Annotated in this window: 15 protein-coding genes and 1 pseudogene; 13 read left to right on the forward strand and 3 right to left on the reverse strand. The window is 65.8% G+C overall.

Annotated features, from left to right (window positions below; genetic code table 11):
- Nucleotides 1–102: 102 nt before the first annotated feature.
- The 4 genes and pseudogenes from ACQ5SA_RS13875 to ACQ5SA_RS13890 form a co-directional block, all read left to right on the forward strand.
- The gene (locus tag ACQ5SA_RS13875) at nucleotides 103–2655 is read left to right on the forward strand and encodes a TonB-dependent receptor (RefSeq protein WP_499314506.1); all 2553 of its coding nucleotides are present in this window, start codon (nucleotides 103–105) and stop codon (nucleotides 2653–2655) included.
- Nucleotides 2655–3773, forward strand: a complete 1119-nt coding sequence (locus tag ACQ5SA_RS13880; protein WP_499314508.1) for a phytase — start codon at nucleotides 2655–2657, stop codon at nucleotides 3771–3773. Before ACQ5SA_RS13875 ends, ACQ5SA_RS13880 begins: the two co-directional genes overlap by 1 nt.
- Before the next feature lie 11 nt (nucleotides 3774–3784).
- On the forward strand, nucleotides 3785–5134 hold the full coding sequence (locus tag ACQ5SA_RS13885) for a purple acid phosphatase family protein (RefSeq protein WP_499314627.1): 1350 nt from the start codon (nucleotides 3785–3787) through the stop codon (nucleotides 5132–5134).
- 10 nt (nucleotides 5135–5144) lie between these two features.
- A pseudogene (locus tag ACQ5SA_RS13890) lies at nucleotides 5145–5279 on the forward strand (inorganic diphosphatase); the annotation flags it as partial.
- A 262-nt stretch (nucleotides 5280–5541) separates the two neighbouring features.
- Here the strand turns inward: ACQ5SA_RS13890 and ACQ5SA_RS13895 are convergent.
- Nucleotides 5542–6123, reverse strand: coding sequence for a hypothetical protein (locus tag ACQ5SA_RS13895; protein ID WP_499314510.1), 582 nt, complete (start codon nucleotides 6121–6123; stop codon nucleotides 5542–5544).
- A 112-nt stretch (nucleotides 6124–6235) separates the two neighbouring features.
- Between ACQ5SA_RS13895 and ACQ5SA_RS13900 the strand changes: the two genes are divergently transcribed.
- A complete protein-coding gene (locus ACQ5SA_RS13900) occupies nucleotides 6236–7651 on the forward strand; it encodes a cryptochrome/photolyase family protein (RefSeq protein WP_499314512.1) in 1416 nt (471 codons plus the stop codon).
- A gap of 141 nt (nucleotides 7652–7792) precedes the next feature.
- On the forward strand, nucleotides 7793–8488 hold the full coding sequence (locus tag ACQ5SA_RS13905; RefSeq protein ID WP_089240401.1) for a YiaD family glycine zipper/OmpA-like lipoprotein: 696 nt from the start codon (nucleotides 7793–7795) through the stop codon (nucleotides 8486–8488).
- A gap of 175 nt (nucleotides 8489–8663) precedes the next feature.
- On the opposite strand, the gene ACQ5SA_RS13910 is transcribed toward ACQ5SA_RS13905, so the two are convergent.
- Nucleotides 8664–9695 carry a LysR family transcriptional regulator gene (locus ACQ5SA_RS13910; RefSeq protein WP_025878839.1) on the reverse strand — a complete coding sequence of 344 codons (1032 nt, stop codon included), beginning with the start codon at nucleotides 9693–9695 and terminating at the stop codon, nucleotides 8664–8666.
- 147 nt (nucleotides 9696–9842) lie between these two features.
- Here ACQ5SA_RS13910 and ACQ5SA_RS13915 point away from each other — a divergent pair, with 147 nt between their 5' ends.
- The 6 genes from ACQ5SA_RS13915 (at nucleotide 9843) to ACQ5SA_RS13940 (ending at nucleotide 17666) form a co-directional block, all read left to right on the forward strand.
- Nucleotides 9843–10070, forward strand: a complete 228-nt coding sequence (locus ACQ5SA_RS13915) for a hypothetical protein (protein WP_499314514.1) — start codon at nucleotides 9843–9845, stop codon at nucleotides 10068–10070.
- Nucleotides 10067–10837 carry an SDR family NAD(P)-dependent oxidoreductase gene (locus tag ACQ5SA_RS13920; RefSeq protein WP_089240405.1) on the forward strand — a complete coding sequence of 257 codons (771 nt, stop codon included), beginning with the start codon at nucleotides 10067–10069 and terminating at the stop codon, nucleotides 10835–10837. Before ACQ5SA_RS13915 ends, ACQ5SA_RS13920 begins: the two co-directional genes overlap by 4 nt.
- Nucleotides 10838–10928: 91 nt before the next feature.
- A complete protein-coding gene (locus tag ACQ5SA_RS13925) occupies nucleotides 10929–12152 on the forward strand; it encodes an efflux RND transporter periplasmic adaptor subunit (RefSeq protein ID WP_340568447.1) in 1224 nt (407 codons plus the stop codon).
- A gap of 127 nt (nucleotides 12153–12279) precedes the next feature.
- Nucleotides 12280–15450: an efflux RND transporter permease subunit gene (locus tag ACQ5SA_RS13930; RefSeq protein WP_230111406.1), complete on the forward strand. Its 3171-nt coding sequence runs from the start codon at nucleotides 12280–12282 to the stop codon at nucleotides 15448–15450.
- 63 nt (nucleotides 15451–15513) lie between these two features.
- A complete protein-coding gene (locus ACQ5SA_RS13935; protein WP_089240412.1) occupies nucleotides 15514–16251 on the forward strand; it encodes an SDR family oxidoreductase in 738 nt (245 codons plus the stop codon).
- A complete protein-coding gene (locus tag ACQ5SA_RS13940) occupies nucleotides 16245–17666 on the forward strand; it encodes an efflux transporter outer membrane subunit (RefSeq protein WP_025878845.1) in 1422 nt (473 codons plus the stop codon). Before ACQ5SA_RS13935 ends, ACQ5SA_RS13940 begins: the two co-directional genes overlap by 7 nt.
- A gap of 44 nt (nucleotides 17667–17710) precedes the next feature.
- Here the strand turns inward: ACQ5SA_RS13940 and ACQ5SA_RS13945 are convergent, their stop codons facing one another.
- Nucleotides 17711–18088, reverse strand: a complete 378-nt coding sequence (locus ACQ5SA_RS13945) for a VOC family protein (RefSeq protein WP_499314516.1) — start codon at nucleotides 18086–18088, stop codon at nucleotides 17711–17713.
- Between the two features lie 140 nt (nucleotides 18089–18228).
- On the opposite strand from ACQ5SA_RS13945, the gene ACQ5SA_RS13950 reads away from it, so the two are divergent.
- Complete coding sequence (locus tag ACQ5SA_RS13950) at nucleotides 18229–18492, forward strand: hypothetical protein (protein ID WP_394198345.1); 264 nt, start codon at nucleotides 18229–18231, stop codon at nucleotides 18490–18492.
- Nucleotides 18493–18507: the final 15 nt, after the last annotated feature.

An 18507-nucleotide genomic window follows, 5' to 3' on the forward strand; every position in this document is an offset into this window, starting at 1 on the left:
GTGCCGAGCCGGGTCCGGCAGGCCAGGCTCCACCGGTGTCATGCCCATGCAACCTCGCGGACATACCGTGCTGACCCAATCTTTACACCGTTGGGGATAGCTGTGCAGAAGAAGAACACGTTGGGCCTGGCAATCAGCCTCTCACTGCTGGTGACGGCCAGCCCGTCGGTGCTGGCAGCCGAAACTGCTGCAGCGGCCGGCGGCGGCGCTGCGGCGACCGATCTGGACCGCATCGAAGTACGTGCGCAGCTGGAATCGCAGGTCCGCGCCGTTGACCTCAAGCGCAGCAGCGATGCCATCGAAGATGCCGTGTCCTCCGATGCGCTGGGGCAGTACCCTGACAAGAACGTGGCTGAGTCGCTGCAGCGCCTGCCGGGCATCAGCGTGACCCGCGACCAGGGCGAAGGCCGCTTCGTGGTGGTACGTGGCCTGGATGCCAACCTCAACAGCGTCAGCGTCGACGGCATCGCCATCGGCACCCCGGAAGATTCCAGCCGTGCTGCACCGCTGGACGTGATTCCGTCCGATTCGACCGAGCGCCTACGCGTGGTCAAGTCGCCGACCCCGGATATGCCGGGCGACGCCATCGGTGGCGCGATCCTGGTCGAATCGGCCTCGGCCTTCGACCGTGACGGCCGCAGCCTGCGCGGCAAGATCGAAGCAAGCCACCAGCAGCTGTCCGGCGAAACCAGCCCGAAGGCCGCTTTCAACTACAGCGAAGTGTTCAACGACACCTTCGGCGTGGCGCTGGGTGTGAACTACCAGAAGCGCAAGTTCGAATCGGACAACACCGAAGTGGAGTACGACGGCAAAGACGATGCCGCGCCGGGCGACGTCACCGCCATCAACCTGCAGCACCGCAAGTATGAGATCGAGCGCAAGCGCATCGGCGCCAACCTCAACCTGGACTGGCGCCCGAACGAGGACAGCAAGTACTACCTGCGTGCGCTGTACAGCCAGTTCGACGATGCCGAAACCCGCCAGCGCGTGATCTTCAATTTCGACGACGCGAAAATGGTCAAGACCGGTACCGACCAGTACCGTCTGGACGGCATGCCGAAGGATTCCATCGACAAGCGCATGCGTTACCGCACCAAGGAAGAGAACACCTTCGCCGCCAGCGTGGGTGGCGAGAACAAGTTGACCAACGCCGTGGTCGATTACAAGCTCGGCTTCACCCGTACCGAAGAGCGGGTGAACGATGAGATGGAGGCGCGCTTCAAGCTCAATGGCAAGGCGTTCAACGGCACCCTGGACCAGAGCAGCCGCCTGCCAAGCTACAGCTTCCACAACCCGCAGTGGCTGGACAACGGCAACTACGCGTTCGACCGCTTCGTGATCTCGCCCAAGCAGGTGAACGACAAGGAATACAGTGCGCAGGTCAACGTGCGCTTCGACGGCGACAACAGCAGCATCAAGTTCGGCCTGCTGGGCCGCTGGCGCGACCGCGACGTCAACGTGGACGAAAGCGAGTTGCGCGTCGGCCCGAAAGTTGCCCTGTCGAGCTGGACCACCGGCTCGCCCGACTACCGTCATGGCACCCTGGGCGATGGCATGGATTCGGATGCCATGCGCGCGTTCTGGGCGGCCAACGGCGGCCAGTACAGCGCCCGTCCGCAGGACGTCGGTGCCAATGCGATGACCTCGCTGGAAGAGGACTACACCGCCAGTGAAGACATCTTCGCCAGCTATGCCATGGGCACCTGGGATGTCGGCGCGCTGCGCATCATCGGTGGTGTGCGCGTGGAGAACACCCGCTTCAAGGCCGAGGGCAATCAGGTCGATGTGGCTGCCAACGGCCGTAGCTATACCGTGACCCCGCGCGTGGCCAACAGCAGCTACACCAACGTACTGCCGGGCCTGCACCTGCGCTACGACGCTGCCGATGACTGGGTGCTGCGCGCCTCGGCCAACAAGACCGTTTCGCGCCCGTCCTTCGGCGATATCTCGCCGCGCGTCGGCTACAGCCGCGGTGACGAGGAAGTGCGCCTGGGCAACCCGGCGCTGGACCCGTACGAGTCGAAGAACATCGATCTGTCGGTGGAGAAGTACCTCGGCAGCACCGGCATCGTCTCGCTCGGTCTGTTCCACAAGTCCATCGACGGCTACATCGTGCAGACCGTGCGTACCAATGATCCGGCGTACGGCGGTTTCGACGTGACCCAGCCGATCAATGGCCGCAAGGCCACGGTGCGTGGTGCGGAGCTGAACTGGCAGCAGCAGCTGGCCTTCCTGCCCGCCGGCCTGGACGGCCTGCTGGTGGGCGCCAGCGGCACCTGGCTGGACACCGAATTCGACGCCGGCATCGAGGATCGCGCCGGTGAGGACTTCACCTTGCCGCGCGCCTCCAAGCACGTATACAGCGCACACATCGGCTATGAAAAGTACGGACTCAGCACGCGCCTGGCGGCGGTGTACCGCAGCGAGTACCTGGACACCATCGGCAAGGGCCGTGCGTTCGATATCTACGTGGCACCCAACACCCAGCTCGACTTCTCGCTGGACTACAAGTTCAACGCGAACGTGAGCCTGTACTTCGAAGCGCAGAACCTGCTGGACAAGCCGCTGGAGCTGTACCAGGGCACGCGCTCGCGCACCCTGCAGCTGGAAGAGTACGGCCGCACCTACGCCGTTGGCCTGAAGGTGGCACTGTGATGGTGCGTGGCATGACCCTGATGGCCGTCTCGCTGGCCGCCGTTCTTGCCGCCGGCTGCACGCCTGCAGCGGACAAGGCGCCGGCCGCGGCTGCCGCGACGGGTGCTGTGGCACCCGTCGAGCGCAAGGTGGCGACCATCGCCGAGGCGTTCCTGACTCCGATGACCCCGGCCGACAACATCGATTCGCCGGCCTCCTGGCAGGCACCGGATGGCAAGACCTGGCTGATCGCCACGGCCAAGGCCACCGACAAGCTGGTGGTCTACGACGGTAGCAATGGCCAGCACCTGCGTGACGTTGGCAGCACTGGCACCGGCCTGGGCCAGTTTGATCGCCCCAATGGCATCGCGGTGATCGATGACCTGCTGTGGATCGTCGAGCGCGACAACCACCGTGTGCAGGTGCTTTCACTGCCGGACTTCGCTCCGTTGGCCACCTTCGGTGCCGACGACCTGCGCAAGCCCTACGGCCTGTGGGTGGACCGCCGCGCCGATGGCTACAGCGTCTACGTCACCGACTCCTGGGACAACGGCGAGGATGCACAGGGCAAGGACATCCTGCCGCCGCTGGCTGAGCTGGACAAGCGCGTGCGCCAGTACCACGTGACCCGCGACGGTACCAAGGTCCAGGCAACGCTGTCGGCCAGCATCGGTGATACCAGCGAAGCCGGCGCGCTGCGCGTGGTCGAATCGATCTGGGGTGATCCGGCCAATGATCGCCTGCTGATCGCCGAAGAGGACGAAAGCTACGCCAGCGAATTCAAGGTCTACACCCTGGCCGGGCACTTCACCGGCACCACCTTCGGTCGCGATGTTTTCAAGGCGCAGGCCGAAGGCGTGATGCTGCGCACCTGTGGCAAGGACGGCTGGTGGATCACCACCGAGCAGGGCAAGCAGCGCAGCGTGTTCCATCTGTTCGACCGCCATACGCTGAAGCCGGTGGGCGCGTTCCAGGGCAATACCGTGGCCAACACCGATGGCATCTGGATGATGCAGCAGCCGACGCCGCGGTTCCCGCACGGTGCCCTGTACGCGGTGCACGATGACCAAGGCGTGGTGGCCTTTGATTGGGAGAGCATTGCCAAGCAGCTGGCCCTGCCGTTGGAGTGTGGTTCGTGAGCGCGCGTTCGATGCGTAGGCTTGCGATCGGCTTGTTGTTGGCATTGCCATCGCTGGCGATGGCGGCGGCCGAGCCCAACACCCAGGTGCCGTCGGGCAGCCGTTACTACGCAGCCGCATCGGTGCCGGACCGCATCGTCGCCTCTCCGTCGGTCGACCCCAGCCACGGTTTCGCGGTGGCCTGGCGCACCGATGGCAGCGTGCAGGCGCCGCTGCTGGAAATCGCACTGGCCGACGATTCGCCGGCCATCGAAGGCATCCGCGAGGTGCGCGCGACGACCCAGGTGCTGCAGACCGAGAACGGCCTGTCGCATCATCATCGCGCCGACATCGATGGCCTGCAGCCGGACACCCTCTATGTCTACCGCGTACAAGGCAACGGCAGCTGGAGCGCGTGGAACCAGCTGCGTACGCTGGCCGCTGCCGACCAGCCGCTGACCCTGTTGTATTTCGGCGATACCCAGAACAAGAACGTCAGCCATGTCAGCCGCGTGGTGCGGGCTGCACAGAAGGCTGCACCGGATGCGCGGATCAGCCTGTTCGCCGGTGACCTGGTCAGTGGTGGCGACAACATGGACGACAGCGAATGGGGCGAATGGTTCGCCGCCACCAGCTGGCTGGCGCAGGAGACGCTGGTGGCGCCGGCGATCGGCAACCACGAGTATTTCGAGGAGTTCGAGGACACCCCGCAGGAACGCCGCGTGCTGGGCCGTCATTGGCCGGTGACCTTCGCCCTGCCGGGCAACGGTGCCAATGCAGCGGCGGGTACCAGCTACTGGTTCGATGCGCAGGGTGTGCGCGTGGCCGTGGTCGACGGCACATCAGCGCTGGATCTGGGAACCGCCAAGGCGCAAGCGCAGTGGCTGGACAAGGTGCTGGCCGGCAACCGGCAGCCGTGGACAATCGTGCTCCTGCACCAACCGTTCTATTCGCCGCGCGAGGGCCGCGAAAATGCAGCCCTGCGCAAGGTGCTGCTGCCGGTGGTGCGACGCCACAAGGTGGATCTGGTGCTGCAGGGGCATGATCACACTTACGGCCGTCGCGGTGAAGGGCAGGCAGCAACGCCGCAGTACGTGGTGACCGTGGCAGGGCCGAAGCAGTACCGGCTGTCCGACGAAGCACGCAGGACGATGGAACCTGTGGGCGAGGACACCCAGCTGTTCCAGGTGTTGCGCATCGATCCGCAGCACCTGCGTTACGAAGCGCGCACGGTCACCGGACGCCTGTACGACGCCTTCGAACTGAAGCGCGATGGCAGTGGCAGCAAGCAACGGGTGGAGCTGCAGGAAGGACGAATTGCACCGCGTGACTGTGCACGTGCCCAGACCGCCAAGGGTCGCACTGACCGCTGCTGGGAGTGAAGACAGACCGATGAGAACGCGACCGCGCTTCGGTCCGATGGCCGCCATTGCCGCTGCCCTGCTGCTGATGGGCAGCGCGCTGGCTGCTGCGGATTCGGTACTGCACCCGTTCCTGGCTGCACAGCCGAAGCAGGCGCCGCAGGAAAGAAAGCCGGGCGGGTGATCAGCGAAGGCATGAAGTAGATCCACGCCACGCGTGGATTGAACCCACCCGTACACCATCCACGCATGGCGTGGATCTACTGCATCGCGTCCAGGAACAGTTGTGCCTCGTCCGTGCCGCCCAGCACCGCCCAAGCAGGCGCCGCAGGAAAGAAAGCCGGGCGGGTGATCAGCGGAGGCATGGAGTAGATCCACGCCACGCGTGGATTGAACCCACCCGTACACCATCCACGCATGGCGTGGATCTACTGCATCGCGTCCAGGAACAGTTCTGCTTCGTCCGTGCCGCCCAGCACTGCAGCGACAGCGCGCAGTGCCGCTTCGCGATGCTCGGGACGGATTCCGCCATCATCGTCATCGCTGTACAGATCCTCATCGGCCTCGAGGTAAACGCTGCCGGCCGCCGCCAGTGCGGCCATCAAGGTCGGTACGTCGGTGACGAACTCGTCGGCATCCCAGTGGCCCGCGCCATGACGGGCGAACAGCACGCGACCGGTATTGATGTCGAGGATGAGGGGATCGGCACCGTGGTCGGCGATCACCAGCCAGTGCGCCGGCCAGTCGCTGATCGGTTCGCCATCGACGCCGTTCCAGCGATAACCTGCCTGGTACGCCCACAGGCGCTGCAACGGCGGCAGCCACACTTCTACGCCCGGTACGGTGATGCCGCTGGGGCCTTTGGCAGGGTTGAACACCTCACCGAACGGCCCGACGTGTGCATAGAATCCAGCCAGCACGTCAGGCAGCGGGAACGGCCCTTGCCACGCGTCGGCGGATTGCGGCTGCAGGGGGCCGAAGCGGGCAAACGTGGCGCGAAGATCATCCATGACGAGGGCGGTGCGGAAGCGGAGGAGCGCGCAGCCTAGCAGAGCCGGTCGCACGCATCGCCTTCACCGTCACTGGCTATCATGGCTGCCCAGCAACAGAGAGGCAGTGCACGTGTCGGTAGCGTTGGTATGGTTCCGTCGGGACCTGCGGTTGCAGGACAATCCGGCGCTGCAGGCGGCGCTCGACGCGGGCCACGATGTGGTGCCGGTCTACATCCACGCCCCGCACGAAGAGGGCGACTGGGCGCCGGGCGCCGCGTCGAACGCCTGGCGGCACCGCTCGCTGGCGGCGCTGGATGCCGACCTGCGTGCACGCGGCTCCTCGCTGGTGCTGCGTGCCGGCGACAGCCTGCTGACCCTGCAGGCGCTGATTGACCAGACCGGCGCCGAGGCGGTGTACTGGAACCGCAAGTACGAACCGGCGACGCAACCGCGCGATGCCGCCGTCAAACGCACCCTGCGAGAGCAGGGCATCGATGCGCAGAGCTGCAACGGCAGTCTGTTGTTCGAGCCCTGGGACATCGCCACCCAGCAGGGCCAGCCATACAAGGTATTCACCCCCTACTGGCGCAACGTGCTCAGTCATTGGCGATTGCCGGCCCTGCAGGAGGCGCCGCGCACGTTGGCCGCACACACGGTTGAAGGCCTGGCGCTGGACGCGTTGCAGCTGGCGCCGTCATTGCCGTGGGACGCCGGTTTCTGGGAACACTGGCAGCCGGGTGAGGCCGGCGCGCTCGAGGCGCTTTCCGTGTTCGAAGATGGTGCGCTGCGCGGCTATCGCGAGCAGCGCGATCTGCCGGACCGGGTCGGTACCTCGCGGCTGTCGCCGCACCTGCATTTCGGCGAAATCGCTCCGTGGCGCATTGCCCACGCGTTGGAAGGCCTGCGCAGCGCCGGGACCGATGCGGACATCGACGGTTACCTGCGCCAGCTCGGCTGGCGCGACTTCGCCTACCACCTGCTGCACCACTTTCCGAAGACGCCGACCGACAATCTCAATCCACGCTTCGATCGCTTCCCCTGGGCCAACCCCAGTGCTGCCCAGTTGCAGGACTGGCAGCGCGGCAACACCGGCGTCCCCATCGTCGATGCTGGCCTGCGCGAACTCTGGCACACCGGTTACATGCACAACCGGGTGCGGATGATCGTCGCCAGCTATCTGTGCAAGCACCTGCGTGCGCATTGGCTGCATGGCGCGCACTGGTTCTGGGACACGCTGGTGGATGCGGACCTGGCCAACAACACGATGGGGTGGCAGTGGGTGGCTGGCACCGGTGCCGACGCGGCTCCCTATTTCCGCGTGTTCAATCCAGTCACCCAAGCCGAGAAGTTCGATCCACACGCGCGCTACATCAGTCGCTGGGTGCCGGAGCTGGCGGCGCTGCCGGTGAAGGCGCGGTTCGCTCCCTGGCAGCATCCGCAGCTGTTGGCCGAACGCGCGCCCGGGTACCCGCGCACGCCGCTGGTGGACCTGGCGGCAGGCCGGGATGCGGCACTCGCTGCTTACCGGCAGTCGGCCGCCGGGTAAAGCGCTGGCTGAGCGGTCCAGACAGCTAGCTGAACACGTCCCTGTCGACCGGCGCGATCATCATGCCGACATCGCGTCCGGCTGTTTATCCTCGTTGCCGCCCGCAAGCCGCCGGCCCGACCGGAAACCAAGGAGAACACCATGATCCGCAACACCACCCGCAACGTCGCACTGGCCCTGATGAGTGCGGCCGTCCTGTCGGCCTGCGCCACCGGCGGCTCCTATGTGCAGAGTGATCCGTACGGCAACCCGACCGAGCAGCAGAACCGCACCGGCCGCAACGCCCTCATCGGTACCGCCATCGGCGTGGCCGCGGGCCTGCTGACCGGCGACAGCGCGACCGAACGTCGTCAGCATGCGCTGATCGGCGCGGGTATCGGTGCACTCAGTGGCGCCGCCGTGGGTCAGTACCAGGATCGCCAGGAGCGCGCGCTGCGCGAGCGCACCGCCAACACCGGCATCGACGTCGAGCGCCAGGGCGACAACATCATGCTGAACCTGCCGGACGGCATCACCTTCGACTTCGGCAAGTCGGCACTGAAGCCGCAGTTCTACGGTTCGCTCAATGGCGTTGCTGGCACCCTGCGCGATTACAACCAGACCATGATTGAAGTGGTCGGCCACACCGACAGCATCGGCAGCGACGCGGTCAACAACCGCCTGTCCAAGGAGCGCGCTGATTCGGTGGCGCAGTACCTGATCGGCCAGGGCGTGCAGAGCGTGCGCATCGAGACCCTGGGCGCTGGCAAGTCCTACCCGATTGCCGACAACAGCACCGATGCGGGTCGTGCCAAGAACCGCCGCGTCGAGATCCGTGTGATTCCTCTCAAACAATAATGCCTAGCGTTGTTGCTTGAGCCGGTCAGGCTATCGGCCGGAACGAAAATGCCGCCCTTGCAGGCGGCATTTTTGTGGGTGTCGGGCTTGCCCGGCACGCCGATAGCGCATGTGGAGAGCCGTGCCGACCAAGGTCGGCATCCACCAGAAAATTGGCGCGCGGCATTGTTGTGGATTACGCCGCCGAAGCCGCCACCTTCTCCAGGATCCGCTTGCCGCTGCTCGCCAGCGCTGCCTCTTCCTGTTCCTGCTGCTGCCGCGCCAGCTTCGCACCGGGGCACTGCGCCAGCATGTAGTTGGCGTCGAAGTTGAGCTTCTCCACCAGGAAATCGACGAACGCGCGCACCTTCGGCGAGACCAGGCGGCCGCCGGCGAACACCGCATTGAAATCCACTTCCGGCCCGGTCCAGCCGGCCAGCACGCGGCGCACCATGCCCGACTCGACGAACGGCTTGGCCATCACGTCACCGGTCAGCAGCAGGCCTTCGCCGCACACCAGCGCGCCATTCAGTGCAGACATGTCGTTGGCCGTCATCAGCGGTGTCACCGGGAAGTCGCGCAGTTCGCCACCGTTCTCGCCCAGCTGCCAGGTAAAGCGCGGCGAGTTGCCGGTGTGGTACGGCTTGCGCATGGCCAGGATGCGGTGGAACTGCAGCTCTTCCGGATGCAGCGGCTCGCCGTAGCGCTCGATGTAGGCGGGGCTGGCGAACACCTGCGTGCGCAGGCTGCCAAGCTTGCGCGCCACCAGGTTGGAATCGGGCAGGGCACCCACGCGCAGGGCGAGATCGGCCTCACCGGCGATCAGGTCCAGCTTCTCGTTGCCCATGTGCATGTCCAGACGGATCTCCGGGTACTGCGCATGGAACTGGCCCAGCAGCGGTGCGATCCAGGTGATGCCTATGGAATAGGGCACGGTGAAGCGCAGCCAGCCGCGTGGGCCGGACTGCAGCTGGCTGACCGCACTTTCGGCTTCTTCAAGCTCGCGTGCGATGCGCTGGCAATGCTCGTGATAGATCGAGCCGGCTTCGGTGAGGCCAAGGCGGCGCGTGGTCCGGTGCAGCAGGCGCGCACCGAGGCGCGTTTCCAGTTCCTGCACCTTGCGGCTGACCGTGGTCTTGGGCAGGCCGAGTGATTTGGCAGCTGCGATGAAGCTGCCTTGCTCGACCACTTTGACGAAGATCAGCGTCTCGTTGAGATCGTGGGACATGGTCAGGGATCCTGGACGTCGGGGATGGGGCAATCGTGACAGAACGATTGGACCGGGGACGGGATGATTATTCCCCTTAATCAGGACTAATCAAGTAGGGGTTTGAGGTCTATCGTGGCGCCATTCGCTAATTGGAGCCCGTCCGCCATGAGCCTGCGCAACATTCTTGCCCGCTTCCGGATCGCCGGCCAGAACGCCATGGACCTGGCGATGACCGTCGAATCCCGCCCTAGTTCCTTGGTACACAAGGACTTTCGTGAGTTTACCGCACCCATGCGTCAGCAGCGTGGCGGGGCCTTGCGCCTTGCTTCGAGCAAGGGTGACCGACTACGTCGAATCGGGACTATCCCGGATTTGGGAGGAAATGTCCCGTGAATGGGATTCTGACCCCCGAGGTCCTGGTTCTCGGCGGCACTGGTGCCGTCGGCCAGGGTGTAGTCGGCGCATTGCTGGAGGCCGGCAGCCCCGTGCTGGTGGTCGGCCGCGATCCGCGCCGCTTGGCTGCATTGCACGAGCAGTTCGCCGATGAGCCGGGCCTGCAGACGATGCTGGGCTCACTGAGTGACGACAGCTCGGCACGCGTGCTGGCCGAACGCGTGGCGCAGCGTCCGCGTCCGCTGGCAGCGGTGATCGCCGCAATGGGTGGTCCGTACAACCGCGGTCGCGTGGTCGAGCGCGGCGGTGACGCACTGGCGGCGGCATTGCAGGCTGACCTGATGCCGCATGTGCACGCGGTGCGCCATCTGTTGCCGCTGCTGCAGGACAACGTGCATGCCCGTCGCTACGTGATGATCGGCAGCCCGGCCGGGCTCAAGCCCTGGGCCGGTTATGGCGAGACCTCGATCACCACGGCCGCGCTGCGCATGTACGCGCAGGTGGTGCACCAGGAAGCGCAGGCCGTGGGCGTTCGCGCGCAGATGCTGGAAGTGTGCAGCCCGGTCTGCACGCCGGCCAATGCCGCCAACGCCTGCATTGAATGGCCGAGTTCGCTGCTGGTCGGTCGCCGCGTGGTGTCCCTGCTCGATGGTTGCCGCGACAACCGCGCGATCGTCCGTTGCGACAGCAGCGATGCCGAACTGCCGCGCGGCCTGCTGCACCTGGAAATACCGCCGCTGTGGCGCGACACCGCAGGCGTTGCTTGACCTCGACCTTTGTTGAGGTCGCAGGATACGCCGCCAAAAGTTGATAGCAATTCTCAAATAGCTGTACCACCCCTCCGTACGGATGCATGCCATGACTTCCCCCAACACCACTCCACATCGTTTCCGTCATCGCCTGGCGATGGCTGGCGTGTCGATCCTCGCTGCCGCCGTCCTGGCTGCCTGCAGCGGTGGCCATGCCGAAGAAGCCGGCGCACCGCCCCCGCCGCAGGTCAGCGCTGCCCCCGTGCTGCTCAAGCAGATCAGCCAGTGGGACGAATTCAGCGGTCGCGTTGAGGCCGTACAGAGCGTCGAACTGCGCCCGCGCGTGTCCGGCTACATCGACAAGGTCAACTACGTTGAAGGCGAAGAAGTGAAGAAGGGCGCCGTCCTGTTCACCATCGATGCCCGCAGCTACCAGGCCGAGTACGACCGCGCCAACGCCGAACTGGCCCGTGCACGCACCCAGGCGGTGCTGGCCCGCAGCGAGTCCGAGCGTGCCAAGCGCCTGGCCGAGCAGCAGGCAATCTCCACCGAAACGGCCGAACAGCGTCGCGCGGCCGCCGACCAGTCCGGTGCGGCAGTGCAGGCTGCGCAGGCCGCCCTGGATGCAGCCCGCCTCAACCTCGAGTTCACCAAGGTGCGTGCGCCGATCGACGGCCGTGCCGGTCGCGCGATGGTCACCGCCGGCAACCTGGTCACCGCCGGCGACAGCGCCAGCGTGCTGACCACGCTGGTCTCGCTGGATACGGTGTTCGTCTACTTCGATGCCGACGAAAGCACCTTCCTGCGGTACGCGCAGATGGCACGCAAGGGCGAGCGCCCGAGCGAGCGCGACAGCGAGCTGCCGGTGAAGGTCGGCCTGTCGGGTGAAGAAGGCTACCCGCACACGGGCAAGGTCGACTTCCTCGACAACCAGGTGACCCGCAGCACCGGCACCATCCGCGTCCGCGCGCTGCTGGACAACGCCGATCGCCAGTTCACCCCGGGCCTGTTCGCCCGCGTGCAGCTGCTCGGCAGCGGCCAGTTCCAGGCCATGCTGATCGACGACAAAGCCGTGCTGACCGACCAGGACCGCAAGTACGTCTACGTGGTCGACAAGGATGGCAAGGCCCAGCGCCGCGACATCCAGCTTGGCCGCACCGCCGAAGGCCTGCGCATTGTCGAGAAGGGTCTGGCTGCCGGTGACAAGGTGATCATCGATGGCGTGCAGAAGGTCTTCATGCCCGGTATGCCGGTGCAGGCGAAGGCGGTGGCGATGCAGCCCACCGCTGCGCCGGCGCCGGGTCGCGATGCAACTGCTGCACTGAACCACTGATCCGCCGGCTCCTGATCCGCGTCCCCGCTTAGCTGCCGGTGCCAGCGGCAGCCGTCACTGCCTTCACCAGATTGGTGAGGGGCAGGGCGGCTGTTGCCCGCCGACGGCCTTTTCCAGGAATTCTTCCATGGACTTTTCCCGTTTCTTCATCGACAGGCCGATCTTCGCGGCGGTGCTGTCGATCGTGATCTTCGCCGCCGGCCTGATCTCGATTCCGATGCTGCCCATCGGCGAGTACCCCGAAGTGGTGCCGCCGTCGGTCGTGGTGCGTACCGTGTATCCCGGCGCCAACCCCAAGGTGATCGCCGAAACCGTGGCCACCCCGCTTGAGGAAGCCATCAACGGCGTTGAGGGCATGATCTACCTCAAGTCGGTGGCCGGCTCTGACGGCGTGCTGCAGATGACCATCACCTTCCGCCCGGGCACCGACCCGGACGAAGCGGCGGTGAAGGTGCAGAACCGCGTCGCCCAGGCCCAGGCGCGACTGCCCGAGGACGTGCGCCGGCAAGGCGTGACTACCCAGAAGCAGTCGCCCACCTTCCTGATGGTGGTGCACCTGACCTCGCCCAACGGCAAGTACGACACCCTGTACCTGCGCAACTACGCCCGCCTGCACGTCAAGGACGCCCTGGCGCGAATCCAGGGGGTGGGCGATGCGCAGATCTTCGGTGGTGGTGACTACGCCATGCGCGCTTGGCTGGACCCGGACAAGGTAGCCTCGCGCGGCCTGACCGCCAGCGATGTGGTGCGCGCCATGCGCGAGCAGAACGTGCAGGTTTCGGCCGGCCAGCTCGGCGCCGAGCCGATGCCCAACAGCCAGTTCCTTACCCTGATCAACGCCCAGGGCCGCCTGCGCAGCGAACAGGAGTTCGGCGACATCGTGCTCAAGAGCGGCACCGACGGTGAAGTGGTGCGGTTGTCGGACGTGGCCCGGGTCGAACTGGGTGCCGGCGACTACACGCTGCGCTCGCAGCTGGACGGCAAGAACGCGGTGGGTATCGGCATCTTCCAGGCCCCCGGTGCCAACGCGCTGGAGATCCGCGATGCGGTGATGGCCAGCATGGACGAGATGCAGAAGACCATGCCGGCCGACGTGAAGTATGAGGCGGTGTATGACACCACCATCTTCGTGCGCGACTCGATCAAGGCAGTGGTCTCGACCCTGCTGGAAGCCATCGCGCTGGTGGTGCTGGTGGTGATCCTGTTCCTGCAGACCTGGCGTGCCTCGATCATCCCGCTCATCGCGGTGCCGGTGTCGATCGTCGGTACGTTCGGCGCGCTCTACCTGCTGGGCTTCTCGATCAACACGCTGAGCCTGTTCGGCCTGGTGCTGGCGATCGGCATCGTGGTCGATGACGCGATCGTGGTGGTGGAAAACGTTGAACGCAACATCGAAGAAGGCCTGACCCCGCTGGCCGCTGCGCATCAGGCGATGCGCGAAGTGTCCGGGCCGATCATCGCCATCGCGCTGGTGCTGTGTGCGGTGTTCGTGCCGATGGCGTTCCTGTCGGGCGTCACCGGTCAGTTCTACAAGCAGTTCGCGGTCACCATCGCCATTTCCACGGTGATCTCGGCGATCAACTCGCTGACCCTGTCGCCGGCCCTGGCCGCCCGCCTGCTGAAGCCGCATGGCGCGCCGAAGGATGCCCCGACCCGCATCATCGACCGCCTGTTCGGCTGGGTGTTCCGTCCGTTCAACCGCTTCTTCAAGTCCAGCTCGGAAAAGTACGAGCGTGGCGTGTCGAAGATCCTCGGTCGTCGTGGCGCGGTGTTCGTCGTGTACGCGGTGCTGCTGGTCGGTACCGGTTTCATCTTCAAGCTGGTGCCGCCGGGCTTCATTCCGACCCAGGACAAGCTGTACCTGATCGCCGGTGTGAAGCTGCCGGAGGGTTCGTCGATCGCGCGTACCGATGAAATGCTGCGCAAGGTCGCCAAGATCGCCCAGGAAACCGACGGTGTGGCCCACACCATCTCGTTCCCGGGCCTGAACGCCCTGCAGTTCACCAACACGCCCAACACCGGTGTCGCGTTCATTCCGCTCAAGCCGTTCAGCGAACGCCATGGCCGCACCGCCGCGCAGATCAATGCGGAGATCAACCAGAAGATCGCAGGCCTGCAGGAAGGGTTCGCCTTCGCCATGATGCCGCCGCCGATCCTTGGCCTCGGTAACGGCAACGGCTACCAGATGTTCATCCAAGACCGTGGCAACCTCGGCTATGGCGCGTTGCAGAACGCGGTGCAGTCGATGCAGGGTGCAGTTGCGCAGACCCCGGGCATGGCCTTCCCGATCACCAGCTACCAGGCCAACGTGCCGCAGCTGGATGCCGAGGTGGATCGTGTCAAGGCAAAGGCCCAGGGCGTACAGCTGACCGAGTTGTTCGATACGCTGCAGACCTACCTGGGTTCGGCCTACGTCAACGACTTCAACCAGTTCGGGCGTACCTGGCAGGTGATCGCACAGGCTGATGGCCAGTTCCGTGACAGCGTCGAGGACATCGGCAAGCTGCGCACCCGCAACGATCGTGGCGAGATGGTGCCGATCGGCTCGATGGTCACCGTCAAGGAAACCTACGGTCCGGACCCGGTGCTGCGCTTCAACGGCTACCCGGCCGCTGACCTGGCCGGTGAAGCCGACCCGCGTGTGCTGTCCTCGGCCGAAGCGATGAACAACCTCACCGCCATCGCCGCCAAGGTGCTGCCGGTCGGCATGGCCACCGAATGGACCGATCTGAGCTACCAGCAGGCGACCCAGGGCAAGGCGGCCTTCATCGTGTTCCCGGTGGCGATCATGCTGGCCTTCCTGGTGTTGGCCGCGCTGTACGAAAGCTGGTCGCTGCCGCTGGCGGTGATCCTGATCGTGCCGATGACCCTGCTGTCCGCGCTGTTCGGCGTGTGGATGACCGGCGGCGACAACAACGTGTTTGTGCAGGTCGGCCTGGTGGTGCTGATGGGCCTGGCGTGCAAGAACGCGATCCTGATCGTCGAGTTCGCCAGAGAGCTGGAGATGGGCGGCAAGGGCATCGTCGAAGCGGCACTGGAAGCCTGCCGCCTGCGTCTGCGCCCGATCGTGATGACCTCCATCGCCTTCATCGCCGGCACCGTGCCGCTGGTGCTGTCGCATGGTGCTGGCGCCGAAGTGCGCTCGGTGACCGGTATCACCGTGTTCGCCGGCATGCTGGGCGTGACCCTGTTCGGCCTGTTCCTGACCCCGGTGTTCTACGTGGCACTGCGCAAGTTCGTCACCCGCAACGGTGGTGGCCAGCTGGTGCAGCACGGCGAGCCGACCATCCACCACTGACATGGAAAACAGCGGCGCCGGCAACCACCGGCGCCCGCTTCCCCCTACCAAGGCAATGAATCCATGAACACCCATCAGAACAAGATCGCGCTGGTCACCGGCGCAACCCGCGGCATCGGCCTGGAAACCGTGCGCCAGCTGGCGCAGGCCGGCGTGCATACGCTGCTGGCCGGGCGCAAGCGCGAGACCGCTGTCGAACTGGCACTGAAGCTGCAGGCAGAAGGCCTGCCGGTGGAGGCGCTGCAGCTGGACGTCAACGATGGCGCCAGCATCGCCGAGGCGGTCGAGCAGGTACGTCAGCGCCATGGCCGTCTGGACATCCTGGTCAACAACGCCGGCATCATGATAGAGAACCCGGCACAGCTGCCGTCGGAGCAGTCGCTGGACACCTGGCGTCGCACCTTCGACACCAACGTGTACGCACTGGTGGCAGTGACCCAGGCCTTCCTGCCGCTGATCAAGCAGGCCAAGTCCGGCCGCATCGTCAACGTCTCCAGCATGCTGGGCTCGCAGACGCTGCATGCCGACCCGACCTCGGGCATCTACGATTTCAAGATCCCGGCGTACAACGCGTCCAAGGCCGCGGTGAACAGCTGGACCCTGGCCCTGGCCCATGAGCTGCGCAGCACGCCGATCAAGGTCAACACCGTGCACCCCGGCTACGTGAAAACCGATATGAACGGTGGCAACGGCGAGATCGAAATCGCCGAGGGCGCACGCTCCAGCGTGCAGATGTCGCTGATCGGCGAGTCTGGCGCCAGCGGCAGCTTCACTTACCTGGGCGAGGTGCTGCCATGGTGATCCGCACCCTGGCGATGGCCGTCTCCAGCCTGGTGCTGGCGGGCTGTGTCAGCGTCGGCCCCAACTACAAAGCACCGGTGCAGGAGCCCGTCGTCCTGCAGGGTGCGCAGCAGCCGGTCTTCAGCACCACCTCGCCGGTGGCCAGCTGGTGGGCGCAGTTCGATGACCCGGTGCTTGAAGAGCTGGTGCACGGCGCGCTGTCGGACAACCTGGACCTGCGCGTGGCTGTCGCCCGTGTCAGCCAGGCCCGTGCAGTGTTCGTCGAGAGCCGCTTCGACCAGGCGCCACACGTTACCGCTGGCGGCAGCTACGACCGCCGCAAGCAACCCGATCCGCAGCTGGGTGGGCAGCGGGTGTTCAGTGAAAGCTACCAGCTCGGCTTCGATGCGGGCTGGGAGCTGGATCTGTTCGGCCGCAAGCGCCGTGCTGCAGAGGCCGCGCGTGCCGACCTGGACGCCGAGCAGGCCAACCTCGCCGACGCGCAGGTGCTGATCGCTGCCGAAGTGGCACGCAACTACTTCGAGTTGCGTGGCACGCAGAAGCGCATCGCGGTGGCCCAGCGCACCCTGGTCAATCTGCGCGATACGCAGCGGCTGACCGAGGCACGCTGGGAACTGGGTGCCGGCAGCGAGCTGGACGTGCAGAGCAGCCGCGCACGGTTGAAGGCCATCGAGGCCGACATCCCGCTGCTGGAAGTGGCCGAGACGCAGTCGCGCAACCGGCTTGCCGTGCTGCTTGGGCAGCGCCCGGAAGTGCTGACCGCCATGCTGGCACCGCATGAAGTGCCGGCGTTTGCCAAGGCATTGCCGCTGGGCGATACCCGCGAACTGCTGCGTCAGCGTGCTGACGTGCGGGTCGCCGAACGTCGCCTGGCGGCCGCCACCGCGCGTGTTGGCGTTGCCACAGCCGATCTGTTCCCGCGGCTGTCGCTGTCCGGTTTCGTCGGCTTCCTCGGTGGCGATGCCAGTGGCCTGGTCAACGGCAACAACAAGGCCTGGTCGCTGACTCCGTCGCTGAGCTGGGCGGCATTCGACTTCGGTACGGTCAAGGCACGCCTGCGTGCCAGCAAGGCCGAGGCCGAGGGCGTAGCCGCGCAGTACGAACAGGCGGTGCTGCTGGCGCTGGAAGACACCGAAAACGCGTTGACCCGCTATTCCAAGCAGCAGGCGCGACTGGCCATCGTGGTCGAGCAGGCACAGGCGGCGCGACGTGCCGAATCGCTGGCGCAGATCCGCTACCGCGAGGGCTCGGAAGACTTCCTGACCCTGCTTGATGCGCAGCGCACGCAGCTGGTGGCCGATGATGCACTGGCGGCTGCCGAATCAGAGGTCAACGTCAGCGTTGTGGGCGTGTACAAGGCACTGGGTGGCTGGGGCCAGTCACCGCAGGCGCCGAGCGTGGCCCAAGCGCGCTGATCGGCAGGGGACGGGAGCATCGGCTTCCGTCCCCCTTTTTTTCGCTATGGCCAGAGGTTGGCCGGGGCATCGTGGTCGCGCATGCGCACGATGCAGAAACGATGAGCGGTGGGCGCTTCCATCACCCACCAGCGTTTGACGAAACCGACCCGGCGCGCACCGAGCTTTTCGAGCCTTTCGGCCTCGGCGTCGATGTCGTCGCTTTCGATATCCAGATGCACCCGTGACGGGTGATCTACCCGCTGCACTTCTACGTTCAAGCCTGCCGGCGCACCTGTCAGGTCGGCGTACTCTGCGTCGCCTTCGCCACGGGCGGGCTCAGCCTGCAGGCCCAGCGCGGCGGCCCAGAAGCGCGCGCTGTCCGCGGCAGGCGTGTCCTGACAATCGATGATGAACCCGGCCAGTCGGCTGCGATGGGCCATGTGCCGTCTCCGCTCAATGAGGGTGCCGGCAGGGTAGCGCGTACGTTGCCGCACGCGTTCTCGCCGCCATGACGTTTCTGACTCTGCCGGAAGCACCGCCCACCGTGTAACTAGGTGGGAAAGGTAACGGAGCACAGGACATGAGCGAACAGAAGCAATCGGCCCAACGGACGCTGCTGGGCGATCCCGGCCTGCCGGGAGCCGGGCTGTCGGTCGGCGTAGTGGTGCTGGTGGTGCTGGCAGCAATGGCCGCGTTGATCGGCTTCCTGCGCCTGCCCGATTCAATGCTGGGGGTTGGTCTTGTCGGCATCGCGGTGTTCCTGGCCGTCGGCGCCCGCATCTGCCAGGCACACCACCAGCACCAGTCGCTGTATAGGCTGCTGGGCAAGCGACCCCCGCCGTAGCGAGGGTCGCTGCAG

Source organism: Stenotrophomonas indicatrix (assembly GCF_050573115.1).
GTDB lineage: Bacteria > Pseudomonadota > Gammaproteobacteria > Xanthomonadales > Xanthomonadaceae > Stenotrophomonas > Stenotrophomonas lactitubi_A.

Bases quoted from the DNA above. Each gene is read 5' to 3' on its own strand.
- ACQ5SA_RS13880 (WP_499314508.1), top strand. From the start codon at position 2,655: ATGGTGCGTGGCATGACCCTGATGGCCGTCTCGCTGGCCGCCGTTCTT.
- ACQ5SA_RS13885 (WP_499314627.1), top strand. From the start codon at position 3,785: ATGCGTAGGCTTGCGATCGGCTTGTTGTTGGCATTGCCATCGCTGGCG.
- ACQ5SA_RS13895 (WP_499314510.1), bottom strand. From the start codon at position 6,123: ATGGATGATCTTCGCGCCACGTTTGCCCGCTTCGGCCCCCTGCAGCCG.
- ACQ5SA_RS13905 (WP_089240401.1), top strand. From the start codon at position 7,793: ATGATCCGCAACACCACCCGCAACGTCGCACTGGCCCTGATGAGTGCG.
- ACQ5SA_RS13910 (WP_025878839.1), bottom strand. From the start codon at position 9,695: ATGTCCCACGATCTCAACGAGACGCTGATCTTCGTCAAAGTGGTCGAG.
- ACQ5SA_RS13915 (WP_499314514.1), top strand. From the start codon at position 9,843: ATGAGCCTGCGCAACATTCTTGCCCGCTTCCGGATCGCCGGCCAGAAC.
- ACQ5SA_RS13925 (WP_340568447.1), top strand. From the start codon at position 10,929: ATGACTTCCCCCAACACCACTCCACATCGTTTCCGTCATCGCCTGGCG.
- ACQ5SA_RS13930 (WP_230111406.1), top strand. From the start codon at position 12,280: ATGGACTTTTCCCGTTTCTTCATCGACAGGCCGATCTTCGCGGCGGTG.
- ACQ5SA_RS13935 (WP_089240412.1), top strand. From the start codon at position 15,514: ATGAACACCCATCAGAACAAGATCGCGCTGGTCACCGGCGCAACCCGC.
- ACQ5SA_RS13940 (WP_025878845.1), top strand. From the start codon at position 16,245: ATGGTGATCCGCACCCTGGCGATGGCCGTCTCCAGCCTGGTGCTGGCG.
- ACQ5SA_RS13945 (WP_499314516.1), bottom strand. From the start codon at position 18,088: ATGGCCCATCGCAGCCGACTGGCCGGGTTCATCATCGATTGTCAGGAC.
- ACQ5SA_RS13950 (WP_394198345.1), top strand. From the start codon at position 18,229: ATGAGCGAACAGAAGCAATCGGCCCAACGGACGCTGCTGGGCGATCCC.